The organism is Bacteroides celer (genome assembly GCF_002632415.2).
Taxonomy (GTDB): domain Bacteria; phylum Bacteroidota; class Bacteroidia; order Bacteroidales; family Bacteroidaceae; genus Bacteroides.
Window position 1 is genome coordinate 860,860 of record NZ_CP178209.1, and the last position, 19,101, is coordinate 879,960.

Annotated in this window: 15 protein-coding genes; 3 read left to right on the forward strand and 12 right to left on the reverse strand. The window is 36.4% G+C overall.

What is annotated here, in order from left to right; translation table 11 throughout:
• Positions 1 to 95: 95 nt before the first annotated feature.
• From CJF29_RS03065 to CJF29_RS03115, 11 genes are all read right to left on the reverse strand, one after another.
• Complete coding sequence (locus tag CJF29_RS03065; protein ID WP_008645009.1) at positions 96 to 2,438, reverse strand: AIPR family protein; 2,343 nt, start codon at positions 2,436 to 2,438, stop codon at positions 96 to 98.
• Complete coding sequence (locus CJF29_RS03070; protein WP_008645011.1) at positions 2,435 to 3,427, reverse strand: PD-(D/E)XK motif protein; 993 nt, start codon at positions 3,425 to 3,427, stop codon at positions 2,435 to 2,437. Before CJF29_RS03070 ends, CJF29_RS03065 begins: the two co-directional genes overlap by 4 nt.
• The gene (locus CJF29_RS03075) at positions 3,420 to 6,338 is read right to left on the reverse strand and encodes a Z1 domain-containing protein (protein WP_234152965.1); all 2,919 of its coding nucleotides are present in this window, start codon (positions 6,336 to 6,338) and stop codon (positions 3,420 to 3,422) included. Before CJF29_RS03075 ends, CJF29_RS03070 begins: the two co-directional genes overlap by 8 nt.
• Complete coding sequence (locus CJF29_RS03080; RefSeq protein ID WP_008645013.1) at positions 6,331 to 7,803, reverse strand: ATP-binding protein; 1,473 nt, start codon at positions 7,801 to 7,803, stop codon at positions 6,331 to 6,333. The genes CJF29_RS03075 and CJF29_RS03080 overlap by 8 nt, the downstream gene beginning before the upstream one ends.
• On the reverse strand, positions 7,793 to 9,052 hold the full coding sequence (locus tag CJF29_RS03085) for a DNA cytosine methyltransferase (protein WP_099147131.1): 1,260 nt from the start codon (positions 9,050 to 9,052) through the stop codon (positions 7,793 to 7,795). Before CJF29_RS03085 ends, CJF29_RS03080 begins: the two co-directional genes overlap by 11 nt.
• A 350-nt stretch (positions 9,053 to 9,402) precedes the next feature.
• Complete coding sequence (locus CJF29_RS03090) at positions 9,403 to 10,092, reverse strand: hypothetical protein (RefSeq protein WP_008645018.1); 690 nt, start codon at positions 10,090 to 10,092, stop codon at positions 9,403 to 9,405.
• Between the two features lie 6 nt (positions 10,093 to 10,098).
• On the reverse strand, positions 10,099 to 10,932 hold the full coding sequence (locus CJF29_RS03095; protein WP_099147132.1) for a hypothetical protein: 834 nt from the start codon (positions 10,930 to 10,932) through the stop codon (positions 10,099 to 10,101).
• Positions 10,892 to 11,149 carry a DUF1653 domain-containing protein gene (locus CJF29_RS03100; RefSeq protein WP_009000142.1) on the reverse strand — a complete coding sequence of 86 codons (258 nt, stop codon included), beginning with the start codon at positions 11,147 to 11,149 and terminating at the stop codon, positions 10,892 to 10,894. Before CJF29_RS03100 ends, CJF29_RS03095 begins: the two co-directional genes overlap by 41 nt.
• A gap of 150 nt (positions 11,150 to 11,299) precedes the next feature.
• The gene (locus CJF29_RS03105) at positions 11,300 to 11,782 is read right to left on the reverse strand and encodes a hypothetical protein (protein WP_099147133.1); all 483 of its coding nucleotides are present in this window, start codon (positions 11,780 to 11,782) and stop codon (positions 11,300 to 11,302) included.
• A 471-nt stretch (positions 11,783 to 12,253) separates the two neighbouring features.
• The gene (locus tag CJF29_RS03110) at positions 12,254 to 13,402 is read right to left on the reverse strand and encodes an IS91 family transposase (RefSeq protein WP_413544511.1); all 1,149 of its coding nucleotides are present in this window, start codon (positions 13,400 to 13,402) and stop codon (positions 12,254 to 12,256) included.
• Complete coding sequence (locus CJF29_RS03115) at positions 13,399 to 14,301, reverse strand: tyrosine-type recombinase/integrase (RefSeq protein WP_413544496.1); 903 nt, start codon at positions 14,299 to 14,301, stop codon at positions 13,399 to 13,401. The genes CJF29_RS03110 and CJF29_RS03115 overlap by 4 nt, the downstream gene beginning before the upstream one ends.
• Before the next feature lie 443 nt (positions 14,302 to 14,744).
• Between CJF29_RS03115 and CJF29_RS03120 the strand changes: the two genes are divergently transcribed.
• Entirely contained in the window at positions 14,745 to 15,965 is a 1,221-nt protein-coding gene (locus CJF29_RS03120; protein ID WP_099147598.1) for a site-specific integrase, read from the forward strand.
• A gap of 215 nt (positions 15,966 to 16,180) precedes the next feature.
• Here CJF29_RS03120 and CJF29_RS03125 read toward each other — a convergent pair whose 3' ends face one another.
• Positions 16,181 to 17,065 (reverse strand): helix-turn-helix transcriptional regulator, encoded by an 885-nt coding sequence (locus CJF29_RS03125; RefSeq protein ID WP_099147594.1) that lies wholly within the window; start codon positions 17,063 to 17,065, stop codon positions 16,181 to 16,183.
• 267 nt (positions 17,066 to 17,332) lie between these two features.
• On the opposite strand from CJF29_RS03125, the gene CJF29_RS03130 reads away from it, so the two are divergent.
• Both CJF29_RS03130 and CJF29_RS03135 read left to right on the forward strand, forming a co-directional pair.
• Complete coding sequence (locus CJF29_RS03130; RefSeq protein WP_099147595.1) at positions 17,333 to 17,926, forward strand: DUF3575 domain-containing protein; 594 nt, start codon at positions 17,333 to 17,335, stop codon at positions 17,924 to 17,926.
• Positions 17,927 to 17,934: 8 nt separating this feature from the next.
• Complete coding sequence (locus CJF29_RS03135) at positions 17,935 to 19,098, forward strand: DUF3868 domain-containing protein (RefSeq protein ID WP_099147599.1); 1,164 nt, start codon at positions 17,935 to 17,937, stop codon at positions 19,096 to 19,098.
• The last annotated feature ends 3 nt before the right edge of the window (positions 19,099 to 19,101 follow it).

Genomic DNA, 19,101 nt, shown 5'->3' on the forward strand with positions numbered 1-19,101 from the left:
TGAAGAGTAAATACTCTGCGCGAATATAAACTCTTCATTGCAGATTCTTCTCATAGTTTTCTATTTACACAAGATTGTGGACAGTGTCTGAAAAATTATTCTTCTGTGAAACCGTGTTGTTTTAATGTTTTGAGATTTTGTTTACATCCCCATGCTAGACGATCATTTAAAGTTTTTTTTCCTGAAATAATTTCATTCATAACATTCCATTGCCAATCTTTAAGAATACGACGATGTTTATCCCAAGCAACCATTTTTTGTATTAACTCAATGGTTATTCCGTGGTCTGCACTTGTACTGTCTTTTACAGTTGTTGACAGGGCTGTTTTTTGCTCCTCTGTGAGTTCATCAGCTTCTGCAAGCAGCTCAATATTATTCTTACAAACAATTTCGTAAATAGTCATAGCTTTCTTACGATTATTATCTGTAATTTTTCTATTGAATTTTATAGTATTTGCCATATCAAAACCCGCGAAAGATTGTTGACTCGTGGTTAGATAGCCTGTATCTTTTCCCCATTCTTCAATTTTTTTCCAGAGGGCGTATGGAATTGAACGCAATAATGCAATTTCATATTCTTTTTGAATTGAATCAATATCTAAATTGTCAGCGGCTGACTTACGTTTTTTTAGTTGTTCATCTGTTGCAAAATCAGCTTTAATACTATTAATATCAATATTCCATTGTTGTTGTTTTATAGTTTCCCAACAATCTTCTTTTTTTGCCCATTCAATATAATGGGAACTTGGTGAGTTATGCAAAATGAATTCATTAAGTTGTTTCATTAATGAATAGAGTGCTGCTGACAACTCATCAGAGATCTTTTGATTTTTCCATATTTTTTCTAAATTAAGCTTATAATCAGTGAGGTAACCAAACAGTGAAATAGCATATGGTACAACTGCATTACGCATTTCACCAATGTTATTGGGTTTGATGCCATACAGTTTTTCTGCTTCCCGAAACAATATAAATTTGGCAATGACATCTTCAAAATATATTCCTGTAACTTTTTTAGGCAAGTTGTAGTTTATGAATTGGGCATAATTCTTTTCATTTCCGCGAACAACAATATGTGGACCGATAGTTAGTTTTTTGCCTTCTTGAATTTCCCCATAAGAATTGACGAATTTTGCTAAATCTGTCTTTTTGAACATCTGCTTCTTGGGATATTTTAAATCAAATTGTTTAGCTCGGGAAGGGGTAAATCCATCACGTAAGCGCATGTTTTTATATTGTCCATTAGCTCGTTCAAAAAACCAGATTGTTGGAATATTACGTTGTGGAGTAATGGGCGAGAATGAACGGCGTGATATTTTTTCCAATTCAATAAGTATTGGATTATTGGCCGAAAAATCTGCATTATTAACTTTGTTTTGAGTATTGGCATATTGGGAAATACGCGATACTATCTCACTGTAAGAATCAGCTTTTTTGATGACAGATATTTTCATTTGTACGAAAATATTTGAAATGTCAGCTTTGTCTTTATCCCAAGTATGATAAATTGAGGCGGTTGTTTGCCCACCATTTACAATTTGTAAGTTGCTGATTCTTTTTACATAATGCCCAGTCTCGTCAAGTTCTATGTTGTCAGCTGTTGCAGAGATTCCATTATTATAAGCTAAGAACATATGTGATTCTTCGTTAATGGTTTTTCGTATTCCTCTGTTTATTTTTCCAGTGAATTGTAGAAAGGAACGTACATTTTGTTCTAATAATCGAGCACCAAATTGTTTGTATAGCATTGCTAATCCTTGTCCTGGCATTATAGCAATGTATGATTCATAATCACTATTATCAATAGGAGCTTTCAAACAAGGAATTTTGATTTGCTGTTCATCAAAATCCAGTTCAATAGATATATGAGATTTTTCAGATATCGCGTATAAGCGGTTAATATCAAAGATATTGTAATAAATGTCTTGTCCGGCAACCTTTTCTTGTTTAGGGATATCGCCGTTGTAGGTGCCGTTGGTGAGAATTATTGCATTGACCCGTACAAGTGTTTCTCTTATTTCAGGAAGTTTAGCTAAATCATATGCAAATTGAAAAATAGGTGATGACTCATCAATATCTTTAGCATATTCATTATAAAATGCTTTTCGGAAAAAGTTTGTAATGCGTTTGGCCGCTCTATCTATTTCTTCTTTTGTAATTTTTTGTGGTACTTCTGTATTCTGAAAAATAGAAATAAATAAATCTATCGTTTCATAATTGTCAGACATTGCATAACCATTAATTTTGTGTTGCCCTTTAGTTCCTAGTTCTTTCTCATCATATGCAAATGTGGCATTTTCGGTTTCCCCAGCTTCTGCAAGCATTTCTAATGCGATCTGTGTAAATAACTGCTCTTGGCTTGCACCATTTTCAGCAGTGTCTTGCATTGTTCGAATCTCTTGTAATAAGGATAAGTAGTATTTATTTATTTCGCTCATAAGATACTTATTTTGTCAAATACAGTATTTTCAGAAATTAAATAATCCATGCATTGTGAAAGTATAATTGAATACTTGATATCACCTATGCCATTACGGATCTCTTGTTCTTTGATACGTGGAAAATCTCCGTCTATTTTGTAGTAGTTTTCATTGCGGATTTGATAACATTTTTCTTCATATAGGTACTTATGTCTATCAAAGTATCCTGCTTCTAGAAGTTTATTGTTAAATAAGTTTTGGGCAGAAATATTGTCTTGTAACATCTTTCTAATAGCATCGATTTTACTATTTAGACTTTCACCGTTCTTTTTGGCTACTTCAACTGATAAGTGAAATAGAAATAAATTTCTTAATAATGTCTCGTCTAATTGTCTTTCATTGCTAATAGTAACTTTCTGATGATTGTTGCCAGATGTAGTTTTTACTTCAATCGCCCAGTCATTGTACTGAAAGTCGCGTATTTCCTTATCTGTTCCTACCCAAGCGTTGAGAGCTGCAATAGCATTTTGCCTGATGATAATCTTTTGTAAAAAATGTAATTCTCCATAAAGCCCTTGCTGCTCTGATGATGTTAAACCTTCACCTTTCAACTTTTCGAAAAGTGCTTGCCATTTTTCTAATTGATTAATGATTGTTTTTGCAATTTGTTTTTCAGAATGTAATGATAAAACAGATTGTATCATATTTTCACACATGACTGCGAAAATTTCACGGCTTTGGTAATGTAATAACTTTATGATAAGTAGCTTGTTGCATGGGAATGATTTATCATGCATTAAGACAATTTGTAGATCACGCAAATTAGAGAAAGAGGAAATATCAATATGTGTATGTTCATTGAATGATAAAGCAATTCCACAATGTCTTTCTGGAATTTGAAAAATAGCATAAATAAATAATTCAGAACCATTTGTATATAATCGCTTTAACAATCCGATTTCGTTGGATTGTTCAATATTCTCCCATATTTCCAATATATTATTCATTGTCTTCTAAGTTATCATTGTTATCATCAAAATCAATTTCAGATTGATAATATTCATTTGCTAAAGAGGTATTTATCGCAAATTCTACAGTATGCTGTGTATTACTTTTTGGAAAAACAATAGCAAAACCAATTATTACATCATCGTTTTCCTGAAAAATAGTTATACTATTTTCATCTTTTGGATTTGCACCTAAAGGATCAAGCGGATAGATAATCAATAATGGATTATTTACATCACGGGATAATTCTCGAACAAGTTTAGGTTTTGGATAGTTCTTTTTCCAGTCTTTGTCTTGTTTTGATGCGAGCCAGGCATCAGATAAATCGGCATTATCCAAATCAATGAATTCATCTGTTTGCTTTCCGACAATATGATTCTTCTTAATTATATAAGTCTCGGTGTCTCCTGCTGTGTTTCGAATAAAACAACCTGCACTGACTTTATTTGATACTGTAAAATGTTTTGATGCGTTGGCCTTGTTCATTAAAGCAACACTCCATGCTCCGAGTTCCCCATCTTGATTGAGTTTGCGAATAAAATTGCTGATTAATGTTAAATCTACTTTAGTAAGTTGTGGGGGGACTGTAAACTCTGAAAAGAATTTTAGAACATCTATGGGAGAGACTTTTAACCAGAGATAGTTATTGCTGTCTTTTATAAGAGGAATTCCCAACTTTGAAAGGAAATCTTGTGTTGCGACTAGGTTCTTGTTGATTACCCCTTTGTCGGTTGGAAGTTGATAAGTTTCAACTAAACGGCCAGACCATGATACTTGTATTCTATCTACGTTGCGCATTTTTGTGATGGCTGTAATTTGTAATTGGCCTGGATGAGTACGTACTTTCAAAGCATATTTTTCTGGTGTAGCTTTTGCGTTCCACATTGCGTCAAATTCCTCTCGTAAATCTTCACTTGCCATTGTAATGTGTCTGAACCATTCGTTGAGTTCACTGCTTGTGAATAAACGGCATAAATCAACATATCCGGGACGATAGCCAAACCAACGTCCCATTTGCATGAGAGTGTCGTACATTTTTGAGGCACGTAAAAAGTAGCTTACTGATAGTCCTTCCAAAGTTAATCCTCGAGAAAGTTTGTCACCACCAATGGCTATTACTGAAATTCCTGTTTTTTCATTTTCGTAGTACTCCAAGGTGTCAGTAGATTGACCGTTGATTGACATTATTTTGATTTTCTGTACAGCTTTATACAAGTTAGGTTTTATATCTTCCCAACTATGTATTTTTATTTTGCTGTCAATGTCTTTAAATGAAGAGTTTAGTATATTCTGTGTTGTAGTACAATATGAAATATAGTTTTCCGTATCAACTTCAAAAATATCTCGAAATTGTTTTAGGACGCCTTTGTCTTCTTGTTCAATACCTCGTTTGTAGTATAGAAATAAATTATTAATAATTTCTTTAAGTGAATTTTGCCAGTTTAAATAACGGGAAACATGAATGAGCATTGAATTGTGTTTGTCTGTTTGTCCTCGTGCAATGCGAATGGCACAAGTTACAATAAAACACTTTATAGCTGTTTGTAATGATATAGGTAGTGATGTTGGTGGTTCATCATCTTTCTTATGACTATCAGGAAAAAAGCTTTGATAATCATTTATTCTACGAACAATAGGTAATAAATCATCGTTTGTATCATTTACTTCTAATGAGGTTCCAAAAATCTTTTCAGCACCTATATAATTACTTGGTGCAGGTAGATTTATAATAAAATCTCGCGGGAATAGATCATCTTTGTCAAGTGGAATAAAGATGTTGGCAAATGGGGTGGCTGTGTAACCAACATAACCGAAGCGATAGAAATGTCCGGCGATTTTTCGTATCCATCCATTGATTGCTGTTGGTGCTTCATCGGCTTTTTTTGTGTTGATTGAGGCGTTATCAGCCTCGTCATCGATTATGAGTAAAGATTTATTTGTGATTCTTTTTTCACCGTTAATTTCTTGCGTTTGTGAAAGCAACCAAGTATTAAGACGTTTTAGTACAGTTGTGTTTTTCTTTACAACAAGTAATAATGGAGTCTGAATATCAAAACTAATTCCCAAGCTGTCAGCCAATGATTTTTTAAAATCAGATTTTATTGTGGTTATGGAAATGGCCGTATTATTATTGTCTAATACACCAACGCCAATTCTGTTTGTACCGTTTGTTTGCCATGCCCTTTCGTGTGCCGTATCAAATCCTAAAAAGTCTTCATCTAATCGGTGTTGTGTTTGGCTGCGTAGATTGTTGTGCATACCTGCTAAAACGATGATAAGATTAAAACCTGCATCAGCTGCTTTGCATATCAGTCCTGTATAATTAGCAGTTTTGCCAGATTGTACTTGTCCGACTACAAGTCCTTTTTTATCTATACCTTTTACATTATGAATCGTTGGATCGTAAAGTTTGTCCAAAATGTCATCGGTAAGACGATCTATTTCATTAATAACTTTAGGAGCAAAATTTTTACTATTTTGTAGATAGGTAATATATCTGTTCCAAAATTTCCAATCACTATTTTGATGATTTGCTTTAAAATCTAGTAGCCATGGGGTATTTCGCTCATTGTCAAAAAGCATTTTGTATTCTTCTTGTCTGACATTATACAACTTCAATAATTCAATATGCAGTTGCTTTTTATCTATTGTCGGATAACACATAGCACTTCTTTCTATGGCAATGTTAATTTCTTCATCAGTTGCACTTGACTTTTCGCCAATGTTAGCACGGGAGTTTCTAAATGCTTTTTCTTGGCAATATTGATGCAAATACTCTTTTAATTGTTGTGTATTTGTTGAAGGGAATTCAATTAAGCACTGTTCGATAATTTTGTTTATTGTTTCTGCATGGATAATAATCTGTTTGCTTAAACAATTTTCACAATATTTTTTTGCACTTTCATTCATATGAGTCTACAATTTCTATGAGTTCAGGAAAATTATTAAATGGTTCCATGCTGGCAAGTATAAGTTTAACTTGCTCAACATTCTTGCCTGTGGCTATTTGAGTTTTATAAATTTGTTTAATCATGAGTTTTACGACTTCTAAATTTGTTTCCTCAAATGGCTCTGTATTTACGCCTTGTTCCGATTCACGAATGAAGACAGATTTGGTCGGTATGGTTTCTTCCACAAAGCGTAAAAGATATTCTATAGCTTTATCTGGTTCTATTTTTGCTAATTGTTTGAATTCGGCAATCATTAGATGATCTCGATTGATAATGAATGAGTATTTCTTTCCTTGCTTTTTTTCGAGCCAAAGTGGTTGAAATTCTTGCTGTTTCCTTATTGTAAGAATTTTACCTCTATGCCGAAAAACTTCTACACCACGATTACGGACTTCAAGAGTGTATTTTTTTATTTGTTCTCGGCATGTAAATGGTGGACGCGCTGTCGATTTTTTTATGTCAATTTGCCAATCTGTGTCTAATTTGTTGGGCAGGTCAATTTGAATACGTACTAATTTGTAATGTTCTTCCTTACGGAAAAGTCCTAACCAATCCCCTGCTAATATGAGTCGCTTGCCACGATATACATAAAATCCTTGTTGGTTAGTCCATCCGTTTATACCTTCGGCTGTTTTGTATATTTCTTCTGTAAGGTGACATTTATGTGGTAGAACATATCCTTTCATTTTGGCTTCATTGAAATGCTCTTCGGGAAATGCTTGCGTAGCTTTTTCTGTTAATAGAAAAGGATTCCATGGCTTAATCTCATGCCCCCAACAAAAGAGTTTTATATTCTTTTCTTCTATGAATCTATGAAAAGTCATAGACAAGTGCTGTCTGACTTTTTCCATTTGCTCTAAAAACTTGCCTTTTACAATTTCATTAGAATTTAATGTGTTTGTAGGAATGATACGGTCTAAATCTGTCCATATGACAAGGGTGCCGGATTTTAATTCATCAAGTGCGTGTAAAAATATGTCTGGAATTGGATAGCGAATAAGTTCCCATTTATTCGTTTGATTTACATAATTCAAATCCCAAATCCAATAAATAGGAGCAAAACCTGCTTTTTTGCTAAGAACAATTAATTTTTTGCATTGTGAAAATGAAGCTGTTTTCAATCCCAGACCGAAACGTCCTAAGTCTTTTTCTGAACGTTCATCCATTGGATTTTTTGCACCCGGTTTCATTGCTTGTACAAGTTCTTCATGATTCATTCCACAACCGTCATCTAATATTGTAATGAAAGAATTACCACCTTGCCATTCGGAATTAAACCATATGTTTTTGGCATTTGCTGAAATGGAATTGTCTATAATATCAGCAACTGCTGCTTCCAAATTGTAGCCGATTGCCCGAAAGGTAAGTATCATTGAGGAGGCACATGGCTCTGCTATTGTAGTATCTGTAATATTATAGTTCATAGATAAATTGCTCTTTAATTTTATTAGCAATTTTTTCTGCTAAAATTACTGGGACTGCATTGCCTATTTGTTTGAAAGCAGCTGTTCTACTCCCCTCAAAATAATAATCATCAGGAAACGATTGTATTCGTGCAGCTTCCCGAACGGTAATTGAACGTATTTGCTTTAGTGACGGATAAATGTAATAATGTCCGTCCATTGCAATATGTGCAACAACTGTATGGCAACACCCCTCATGGTTAACTACTTGAAAGCGATTAAGAAAGGCTTGTTTATTATTATGCTTTTGTAATTCAGGAGGTAAATCAGCATAATTAAGTCGTGCTTTTTTTTCTAACCATAATTTTATTGCTCGTTTGTAAATTTCCAGATCAATAAGATTATGGGGCCTGGCAATATGCTGCGTAGTGAAATCTAAACTATTACGGACTTTAGATTGTTGTAAATATCCTGTGGCCGGAGCTACATATTGAACGATATCTGTTAAACTACCTTCTCCTTGCTGTCTTTCGGGTAAATCAGAAAATAAATCGGGTAAAATCTTATATGGATTTTCTTCTTTTTCTAATTCTGGATATTTTAAATTTAATTCTTTTCTCCATCCTACAATAATAACTCTTTCACGATTCTGGAGAACTCCGTAATCGGATGCCTTCAATTTTTTCAGTTCTATTTTATATCCTGCTTTGTCTATTCCTTTCAAGATGTTTTCTAAATGAATTCCATTTTGTGCAGATAAAATGCCTGGAACATTTTCGAATACAAACATTTTAGGTTCATATCGTTTTAGAAATTGTAAATAGTATTTATATAAGAAGTTTCGTGGATCTTTTTTCATGTTTTTGGGATCACGGGCACGTCCAACAATTGAATAGGCTTGACAAGGAGGCCCACCAATGATAAAATCTACTTGCTTATTACCTTTTAATTTATCAACCTTTATGAAAATGTCGGCTAATGTTTCGTCCGATATTTCTTTATTGATAACCGAGTCGATAACCTCGTCGGGAACTTTTTCCCAGAGCTTTTGTCCGCTTTCTCCTTCTTGTTTTTCTTTTAGATACTTAATATATTCTTCAAGTCTGTTATGCTGTTTTAGGTAATGGTAAGCCATTCTTGAACGTAGAGTATCACAAGCATATTTATTCATTTCGATATGGGCAATAGGAGTAAACCCAGCCCGGATAAATCCTTCAGACAAGCCACCTGCGCCAGCAAACAAATCTATAAAATTAAAAGTATATGCCATATCTAATTTTTTCTAAGTATATTATTCTATATGCATTTATATTATCTTCTGTATCATATTATATTTGTAATGATATATAAGGTTGATAATGTGATTTTATAGCATTAGTCATTTAATATTGCAAAGTTATAAGATAATCTTCAAACATGCGAATAAATTCGTCTAAAATGCATAGATGAATTGTTTACCTTAATGAGAGTGTTTTTTATTATAGAGTTGATGATAGGTTTCGAGTATAGAAGCATGAACTCACTATATGAAGTCATTCATGATAAGGTGGGCTTACGATGATATGTAGTCTGCTGTCATTTGATCTACGCAAATAATTCTTATAAGTAGCTCCTGTTTTGTTATAGCGTCATTCGTTCTTTGACAAGATTGGGTATATATCTATTTTTTTCATGTATATCACCTAATCCGAGTTTGGGGTATATCATTCCACCAACTCCGGGTAATACACTTCCTTGCGCATCTTTGGATGTATCGATAGCAAATGTCAGAAATTCGAATTTATTGCTTATAGATTCAGGAAACTCTTTTTGCAAGTTTTTTTGAGCATCCTTATACATTACTGGAGATAATATATAAATATTAAGCGGGTTCATTTTTTCCACCAATCTGGTTAGTTGTGTTTTTACCACACAGGAACTGCTTATAATTGATTTTACGACAATTAGAGTTTGACACTCTTCAATCGGCTCTATATAAGATTTTACAATTGGACTATATTCCAATTTTGTTGTTTCATCCAAAGTGATTCTCTGATTCCAAAAAACGGCTAATGCAACATTTTTCTGTGAAATAGAGCTTAAAACACCTTGTGCCAACCAGTCAGCATCTTCTGATGCACATGCCAGCATGGTATTTCCATACCTGCTATGTTTCTTTTCATCCAGCAAAGCTCCTAGTGCTTTGCCTAGTTTGTAGAAGGTATTACGATAAACTTCAATTGAGGTACTGGGATTGGATAAGATATGCATCAATTGAATAATATCTCTGTTCTTTTCGTATGTTATATTGGTATAAGTTCTCATATTCATTCTATTTCAACTTAATAATTCCATTAAATCCCAAATATTTGCAGGATTGGCTTTCTGTAAGTTTTGTTCAATTTCGCTTGTCCAGACAACCTCTCCATTCATGTTGTGATAGCTCCAGTATACAGTAGTCCCTTTTTCAAGAAAACTGATTCCAAACTGATTTAGGAGAATCTTGCATTTTTCTGATATTTCAACGTTTGGATATGTTTTTATGTTCACATGCCCTTTACCTATTGAATGTACAATATCCAAAATCTGTTGTAGAGATACACTTTCTTGTTCAACAGAATTCCATGCTCCTAAAATAGCAGCTGCAATTCCAAATAATTCATCATTTTCTGCTTGTTGTGATACTGTTATTTGCTGGATTGCTTCCTTAAATATAGGATGTGATAGAATTAATTGGTTGATACTAGAACAAGAAGGAAAATATTCTGATGTTGTATACGAACTAATTTCAGAAGGAACAGTAGATACTGAACTATTAGGATTTGAATAAATTAGTTTCAGTTTGAACTTCTCGTTTCTTTCTGACGAAATCTCTGTTTGTCTTTTAAAATCATATTTTAACTTACTAGTTTCCCATGTTAAATCTTTCACATCTTTTAGTTGATGATAGGTTTTATGAGCATTAGGTTCTTCAATAAAAAGATCATCAACAAAGGCGTCATGTAGTTGTGTCGTTAGGTGGACGTTACTTAATTGGGTAATATATTGATTCATAAATGAAACAATTTGGTAAGTTGCGTAGTAGCTTTCATAGATAGCTCCTTTGCTATTATTTTTCCCACCTTTGTGTTTATTCTTCAGATATTTCTTTTCTTTCTGGGTAATAGGCATATATTTCTTTTTCTGTTATTTCTTTAAAACGATCTATTTTAATACCATTTCGTACTATCTTATCAAAAAACATAGTTTTAGGACGGACCCATATTTCATGCTTACCATATAATGCCTGATAAACAACCATCTCCTCAAGTGTCTCACTATGCTGGGCAATACCCAGCATTTTATACAGTCCACCTTTAAAATGAATGAAATATCGTTCTTTTTCCATAATACTACCATTGTTCTTATGCAGGTATAAAAGTAGTAAATTCTTAGATAATAAGAGCCGGTTGTTTCTGATATTTTTTTTTTTAACGTTGTATAACCTGTCGTTGTTAAATGATATCGCTATTAAATAAGGTATGATTTCTTCGTAGCGTCATTTTTTCATTTTCTTTCTCCACCTCTGAAACCCTCTCATCAAACTTTCCTCTTCCACCGACTCCACCATATCATACTTTACCACGAATTCATGCATCGATTTAATATACATCACTCCATTTTTGAACTTATTTTCCAACAGGAATGAATAAAGCTCCGCTTTCATTTCCACCTCAATTTCCTTTTCAATAATAAAGATACTGTCCTGCCCGAAATAATTATAAACTTCCGGATTCTTCCCCAGCCTTGGGCTAGGAAGAACAAAAGTGATATTTCCTGTTTCTTTCCAAGAGATGCCTTGCGGATGAGGAACGGATAATTGATGCAAGAAGTGATAAATGGGAGTGAGGTGGGAGAGGTGGATTGGAATGGGGAGTCTTGAAGGTGGATTGTTGTGCGATAGAAGTTCTAAACTTTGTCCGTACCGGACATACATATACCTCGCCAGATATGGCTTGATGGCAAACGTGACTGTAACCATGGGATTTGAATTTTGAATTGTTGAAATTTGTTGTATACTGATTGCCGCTTCGTGCGGCAGATTCCGTCGTGCTTGTTGGAAAAAATCCCATGGGTTACGGGAACGGAATTCTAATTCAGTAAGAAGTTGAAATTCAAATGGTTACAGATACCGGTTTTTTCTTTAAAACCAACGGGCCGTTCCTTTAAAAGGAACGAAATAGGGCTTCGTGTGCCCCTTAGGGCATATGGAGCCTTTGTTGTACGTTTTCTATTTTTTATGGGGGTTACTTCTGTATCTGTATTTTTTTTCAGCAGTTTCCTAATGTCCTGTGCTTGCTTTTATACTTGTTTTTTCAGCCTTTCTTGATTCCAATCTCCCTTTTTTCCTCCTTTTTCTTTCTATCCGGTGTTTTTACCGTGTTTTCCGTTATGTATATCCACAGAGCCTCTCTCCCAGGACTTCATTCTTCCTGTGAATATATTTTCTTCTTCAAAAAGTACCGTTCAGCGGTTTGGAACTTCCTCTTCCGGGTGGCGACCTGGCTGGTCTGAAAACTTCAATTGTAATCATCTGCGCCCCTCCGCAATGCTTGCATAAGTTATACTCCCTCCATTTGTCTTGGCAGAGTTCTTTCCACTTGGCTCTTTTCCTTTTAAGTGGTGCCGGTGGTACTTTCATCCTTATCTGTATGCTTGTCAACTTCCTTCTGTTGCATGCTGCCAGGAATCCGTAATGCCTGATACGTACAAATCCTGCCGGCAATATATGCCTACTGAACCTGTGTACGAACTCTTCTCCCGTGAGTGTCATCATCTTATGTTTTCCCCCATCCCTGTAATCCTTATAGTCAAACATGACGGCTGTATCTGTAATTCCCTTAATCCTGGCATTACTGATGGCTGCCCTGTGTGAGTAACGCCCTAAGTATTCTATGACCCTTTCCACGCCTTTGAACGGTGCTTTGCTATATACCACCCATTCTTTTTCAAACAGCTTCTTTCTTGTTGCCTGGGGTACTTTCACATGTTTGCTCCACTCTTGCATGAACTTGGCTCTGAACACCCTGCCCATGGCCCTGACCGGGAATAGAAAAGGACTGTCCTGATTTGCCCCTGAGATCTTCCTCCATTCCCCCTTGTCATCTATCCCTCCTTCGGGCACTACACAGTGCAGGTGGGGGTGGTAGTGCAGGTTACTTCCCCATGTATGCAGGATGGCTACCATTCCCGCCTGGGCGCCTTTATTGGCAGCGAAGGCTGCGAGTGTCTTCCAGGCAGCGGCAAACAGGCATGAACAGGTGTGTCTCATATTACCCAGTGCCAGTGAATGCAAGTCGGCCGGCAAGGTAAATACCACATGGAAGTATTTCACGGGCAACATATCCTCTTTGCGTGCCTGTATCCATACCTCACGTTCGGCTCCCTGGCATTTGGGACAATGCCGGTCCCGGCAGCTGTTGTAACTAACACGTACGACTCCACACTGGGGACAGGCATCCACATGCCCTCCCAAAGCGGAGGTACGGCACTGTTCCAGGCGTGAGAGGACCTGGAGAACCCTGCCGCAGGGATGATGTTGGCTGATAAAGGATGATTTGAAGCGGGAAATAATCTGACCGACCTCAAACTCCGTCCTCATGGCTGCGTATTGTTATATCCCACTCCCTCAAGACGGTCCAGTGGACTGAAGGCGTAACCTCCGGCAGGAAGATTGACAAGGTGAAGATAAACCAGGGTTGTCTTTATATCGGCATGTCCCAGAAGGTCACGGATGCGAAGTATATTTTCGCCCATCTCCAGCAGGTGCGTGGCGTAACTGTGACGAAGGGTATGAAGCGTGCAGGGTTTAAGGATGCAGGACGAATGAACCGCTTGTTTAAAAAGATAGCGGATCTCGGAATCTTCGATTTGTCCGCCGAAACAATTGTTGAAAAGATATACCGCGGGTCTGTACTGGATGAAATACTCCCTGAGAAGAAGCAACAGGTTGCCGGAAAGGGGGACGTACCTGTCTTTTCTACCTTTGCCCTGGCGGATGAAAACCTGCATGCGCTTGCTGTCAATATCACAAATTCGCATATTGACCAGCTCACGTAAACGCAGGCCGCAGGAATAAATCAGAGCCAGCAGGGCTTGACTGCGGATACTCCCGCAGTGACGCAAAAGGCTGCTCACTTCCGACTGTGAAAGAACAACCGGAAGCTTCTTCGTACTACGGATACGGGGAAGAGAAAAATTAAGTTCACTAAGATGCATTGTCTTGCGATAACAGCGAAGACTGTAAACGGTGTGCTTGAAATAGCTCAAACCCGGTGAAGGAGTGCGAGAGAGCAACATGCTGAAATAATCGCGGCAATCATCTTCGCTTAAGTGTTCAGGAAGTTTTTTGAAGTGAAAGCTGATAGCAGCCAACTTATGGCCATAACTTTTTATACTACCAGGAGAATACTGCTCAATAAGAAGTTGTTTGGAAAATTTTTCGTAACTTTGACCAAACCCCGAGATGGAGTCACTGGCACGCTGAATAAAATTTGCCATAGTGGAGAATGTTTATTGGTTGAACATTGGAAATATCACCACTAAAATCAGCAAAAAAAAAGGAATCCCGCATACAGATAGCAAACTTTAGCTATTACGTATGCGGGATTTAGTACAACGGACGGCTCCCTAAAATCCATCGTGCAAAGCTATGCCTAATATTCTAATTTTTCAAAAGAAAGAATAGCGGTATTCTTTGTGTTATGTAAAGAAATATTATAAATGATATACATATCTAATTTATGCGTATGCATATTGGAGATATGTAATAAAAATATACTGATTACTAGAACGCGTATTTTAACTATATTTATCAGATAACTATTCTTAAAGTGGAAAAACTTTTTATTCCATTTCTTGTTTCTTGCGTAACAGGCGGAAAAATAGTTCAGATAAGTAAGGTGAACTTCGTACTTTTACGTCTCAAACAAAAAAAGCAAGATATGATAACATCAGTGAAACTTATGCTGAACAAGAGCAGGATATTGAATAATGGCAGTTATCCTTTAGTATTTCAGGTGATCCACAATCGGAGAAAAAAATTACTGTATACAGGCTACCGGATGAAAGAAGAGGTGTTTGACGAGTCGGAAGGGAAGATTATGAATGGCGTAGGTTCTACTTTTACGGCTACGGAGGTCGTGAAAATGAACCGCGAGTTGCGGAAGATGCGGAATCAGATTGATATTCGGATCAGGCAGCTTGAGCGGACAAGAGAAGAATTTACAGTGGAGGATATTCTGACTCAAAATGCTTTTGGTACAGGAAAATCACAGTTTTATTTATTGCGATATATTAATGCGCAAATTGAGCGTAAGCAGGAACTGAAGAAAGTAGGAATGGCTGCGGCCTACAAGAGCACCCGTTCGTCGTTGGCAAAATTTATAGGTCGCCCTGATGTGCGGATGTCAGAGGTTGATTTGGCGTTCGTCAGGAGATACGAGGATTTTCTGTATAGTAATGGTGCTTCTGGCAATACGGTAAGTTATTATCTGCGCAATTTGCGCTCTTTGTATAACCAAGCGGTAACGGACGGTTATCATCCTCGTGGCGAATATCCGTTTGCGAAGGCACAGACCCGCCCGGCGAAGACTGTAAAACGTGCTTTGTCACGGACGGATATGCAGAATTTGGCGGACTTGAATTTGGAGAATGAACCAGAACTGGAATTTACCCGCGATCTGTATCTGTTCAGCTTTTATGCGCAGGGAATGGCTTTTGTCGATATTGTCCTTTTGAAGAAAACCGATATTTGTAATGGTGTGCTGACTTATTCCCGCCATAAGTCGAAACAGCTGATTCGTATAGTGGTGACTCCGCAGATGCAGGGCGTGATAGATAAATATAACACGGAGAATGAGTATCTCTTTCCGATCATTAGCGGTGAATATGCTTCGGGATACCAAAAATACCGTCTGGCGTTAGGGCGTATCAACCGCCATTTGAAGAAAATCGCTGTTGTAGCTGATATTAAAGTACCGTTAACGACATATACTGCTCGGCATACTTGGGCTACCCTCGCACGTGACTATGGAGCTCCGATTTCTGTGATTAGTGCCGGACTTGGACACACTTCGGAAGGAATGACACGCGTCTATTTAAAGGATTTTGATGTATCCATGCTCAATCAGGTGAATAGCATCGTTACAAACTTATCCAAATGAAATAATTATTTGTAATATAATCTGTTGAGAATTAGAAGATATAATATTTTTATTTATCTTTGCAATATTGTAATCTATTCCGTAATAGAGATCATATTAAAATATCTTTGTTTCTTAATATATTTCACGCTGCAAAGTAAATGAAATTTTTCAATATTGAATTTATCATAAAGTCCAATAATTTATTCATTTTGTACAGATAGGGATAATAATGGCTAACTCGTTTGATTGGTTGCCTGACATTGCTCTATCAGTTGTTTGGGGGTACATCCGAAATGTTGTTTGCAGTAACGGTTGAAGTTACCTTGCGAATCAAATCCCAATTCTTCAATGATATCTTTTATACATACTCCCGGTTCCGTCATTTTTTCCAATATTCTTTGGTTCTTTTGTTTCAGCATCCACTGTTTAGCTGTCATACCAAACACTTCATTGAATTTGGTAAAAAAACAGCTTCTTCCCATATTCGATAGTGAGATAAGCTGCTCTATATTATCTACTTTGGTATGATTGTGCATGACAAAATCTTTAAAATCCACTTCTTTTCCGATAATGGGGTGGAATAATACTGCAATCTCCTGTTTTTCATAAAACCCTCGTAAAAGAAAGAAAAACTCTCGTTGCATCAGCCCGTGTAAGTGTGCGCAACTCATTCCGTTTTTGATGCAGTGAGTTAATACTTCAAGAAATAGTGTTAATGGATAGCGTATTTTAATTGGTGAAAAGTCATATTCAATGTTGTTGCATACATTTGATAAAGACTGTAATATGAGCTTGTCACAGTTCTCTGCAGGTATATCGAAAAACATGGAGAGCAGGCTTGAATCGGTTCCCGCAAATCCTTTTAGTCGGGAAGAACGAGGGATGAGTATCATTTCTCCAGCATGAAACAACTTGTTATGAAACTGGTTGCAACTTATGGTGAAATCGCCTTTCAGGAAGAACAGGAGATAATTTTTTGTTGTATTATCTTCTTCAAATGCTGCATTCTTAGCGAATTCAAGATATTTAAATCCAGTTTCAATCGTTGTCATGTAGTTTTGACATGACCGATGTTCTTCAATATACAGAAGTTCGCTTTTTATATGTTTTGTTTCCATGGCAATAACTGTTTTGATTGTTTGGTCTGTTGCTTATCTGTTTGTTTCACAATTGTTTCAGTATCTATTTTTTTAATGAATTATATATCAAAATGATATTATTTATTTTGTTTGCTATGATTCATTGTATTATGATGTTGAAACATTTTATTATTAGTTTTTGTAATATAATTCTTTGATAATTAGATGTTTACTGTTTATGTGTAATTATGCATCTCTATTACGGAATAGAGATGCATAAGAAATAGTTTGAAAAAACTGTATATAATGAATGATTGTATAAGAAATAAAGCCGGCATACTTATTGGTCTATTTACTTTGCTAGGATGTTTTGCGGTTAGAGCACAAGATATAGCAGTAAAAACGAATTTACTTTATGGCGGGTTGTTACAAACACCAAACATAGGGGTGGAATGGGGAATATCTCCCAAACTGACTGTTGATTTGTGGGGAGCCTACAATCCTTTTCCTTTGGGTAAGAATGGTTATGGTTCCAACAATAGAAAAATGAAGCATTGGTTGATACAATCAGAGCTTCGCTATTGGCTTTGTGAACGGTTCAATGGACATTTCTTTGGCGGACATTTGTTTTATGGACAATATAATGTCAGTAATATTCGATATTGGGGACTAGGTGACTTTAGAAGACAGGGAAATCTTGCCGGATTCGGATTCAGTTATGGGTATCAGTGGATTCTTTCACCACATTGGAGTATAGAAGGGACATTAGGGGTCGGCTATGCACACCTGCATTATAGTAAATACCCGTGTAAGGAATGCGGTGAGCGTTTAAGTGTAAACAACCGTAATTATTTAGGGCCTACACGTGCCGCTGTATCTATCATATACTTACTTAAATAATGTGCCAAATGAATAGTTTTCAGATTATAATACTTTCCTTTTTTATGAGTATAACGTTCATGTCAGTTTCCGCTCAAAATAATGATTCGATCAAGATCAATAATTTTTCTATAGAGAAGAATGCTCAAGGTGATTCTGTGAGTTTGAGATTTCATTTGATGATTGCTCCCGGCATTACAAAAGCAAATGATGAGTTGTTGCTTACACCTATATTGATAGATATAAAGGGAAATCACTCTTTTGCTTTCCCTGTCATACGCGTAAATGGCAAAATACGGGAGAAAATAGTTCGAAGACAAAAAGTGCTTCACTCATCAAAAGCAGAGAAAGACTTAATATATACAGTATCCAATCGGCAATGGAATACAATAACATGTTCAACTCCGATGTTAGCCAATCAACTTTGGATATGGCAGGCAAAGTTAGTGTTACAGCGGCAACTTAGAAATTGCTGTATGAAAAAGGAGTTGGATATGGTGGAATTGTTTACGTGGAACCGGACGGATGAATATTCTATTGTTAAGCCGGAAATAAAGAATAAGGTGGAAATACCGGAAATGTTACCGCATAAATGTGTTACGGAAGTACTGGCTGAAACAGAGAAATTTGTAGAACCCATAGATAACTATTCAGCGGGCAAAAGGATTCTGGCAGGCGAGCAGGAAGGAGCACAGATTGTTTATTTCAAGCTTGCAAAGGCAGAGATAGATAGCAATTATCTGGATAATGAGAGAGTGTTGGAACATATTATTGATGTAATTCGCCGTATTAGTGAAGATTCCGAAGTAGAGATAGCTCGCGTAGTGCTATTGGGGCTTTCCTCACCCGAGGGGGCTTTTGAATTCAACAAACGATTGTCTGGAAAACGAGCTGAAGCGCTGAAGCAATATATAGCCGACCGGATTGCTTTGGCGGATAGTTGCTTTGCGCTTGTGAATGGTGATGAGGGCTGGGAAGAACTACGTTATAAAGTGGAACATTCTGGTATGGAATACCGTAAGGAAGTATTGAATATTATTGATTCTGTTCCGATAATGAAAGGGCGTGAGGGACAGTTGCAACGTTTGAAAAGAGGAGTGCCCTATCGTTATTTGGAAGAACACTTCTTTCCGCAACTGCGTCGAGCAGGATACATCAAGGTGTATTACCGGATGAAGAATGGAACCGTATAAATC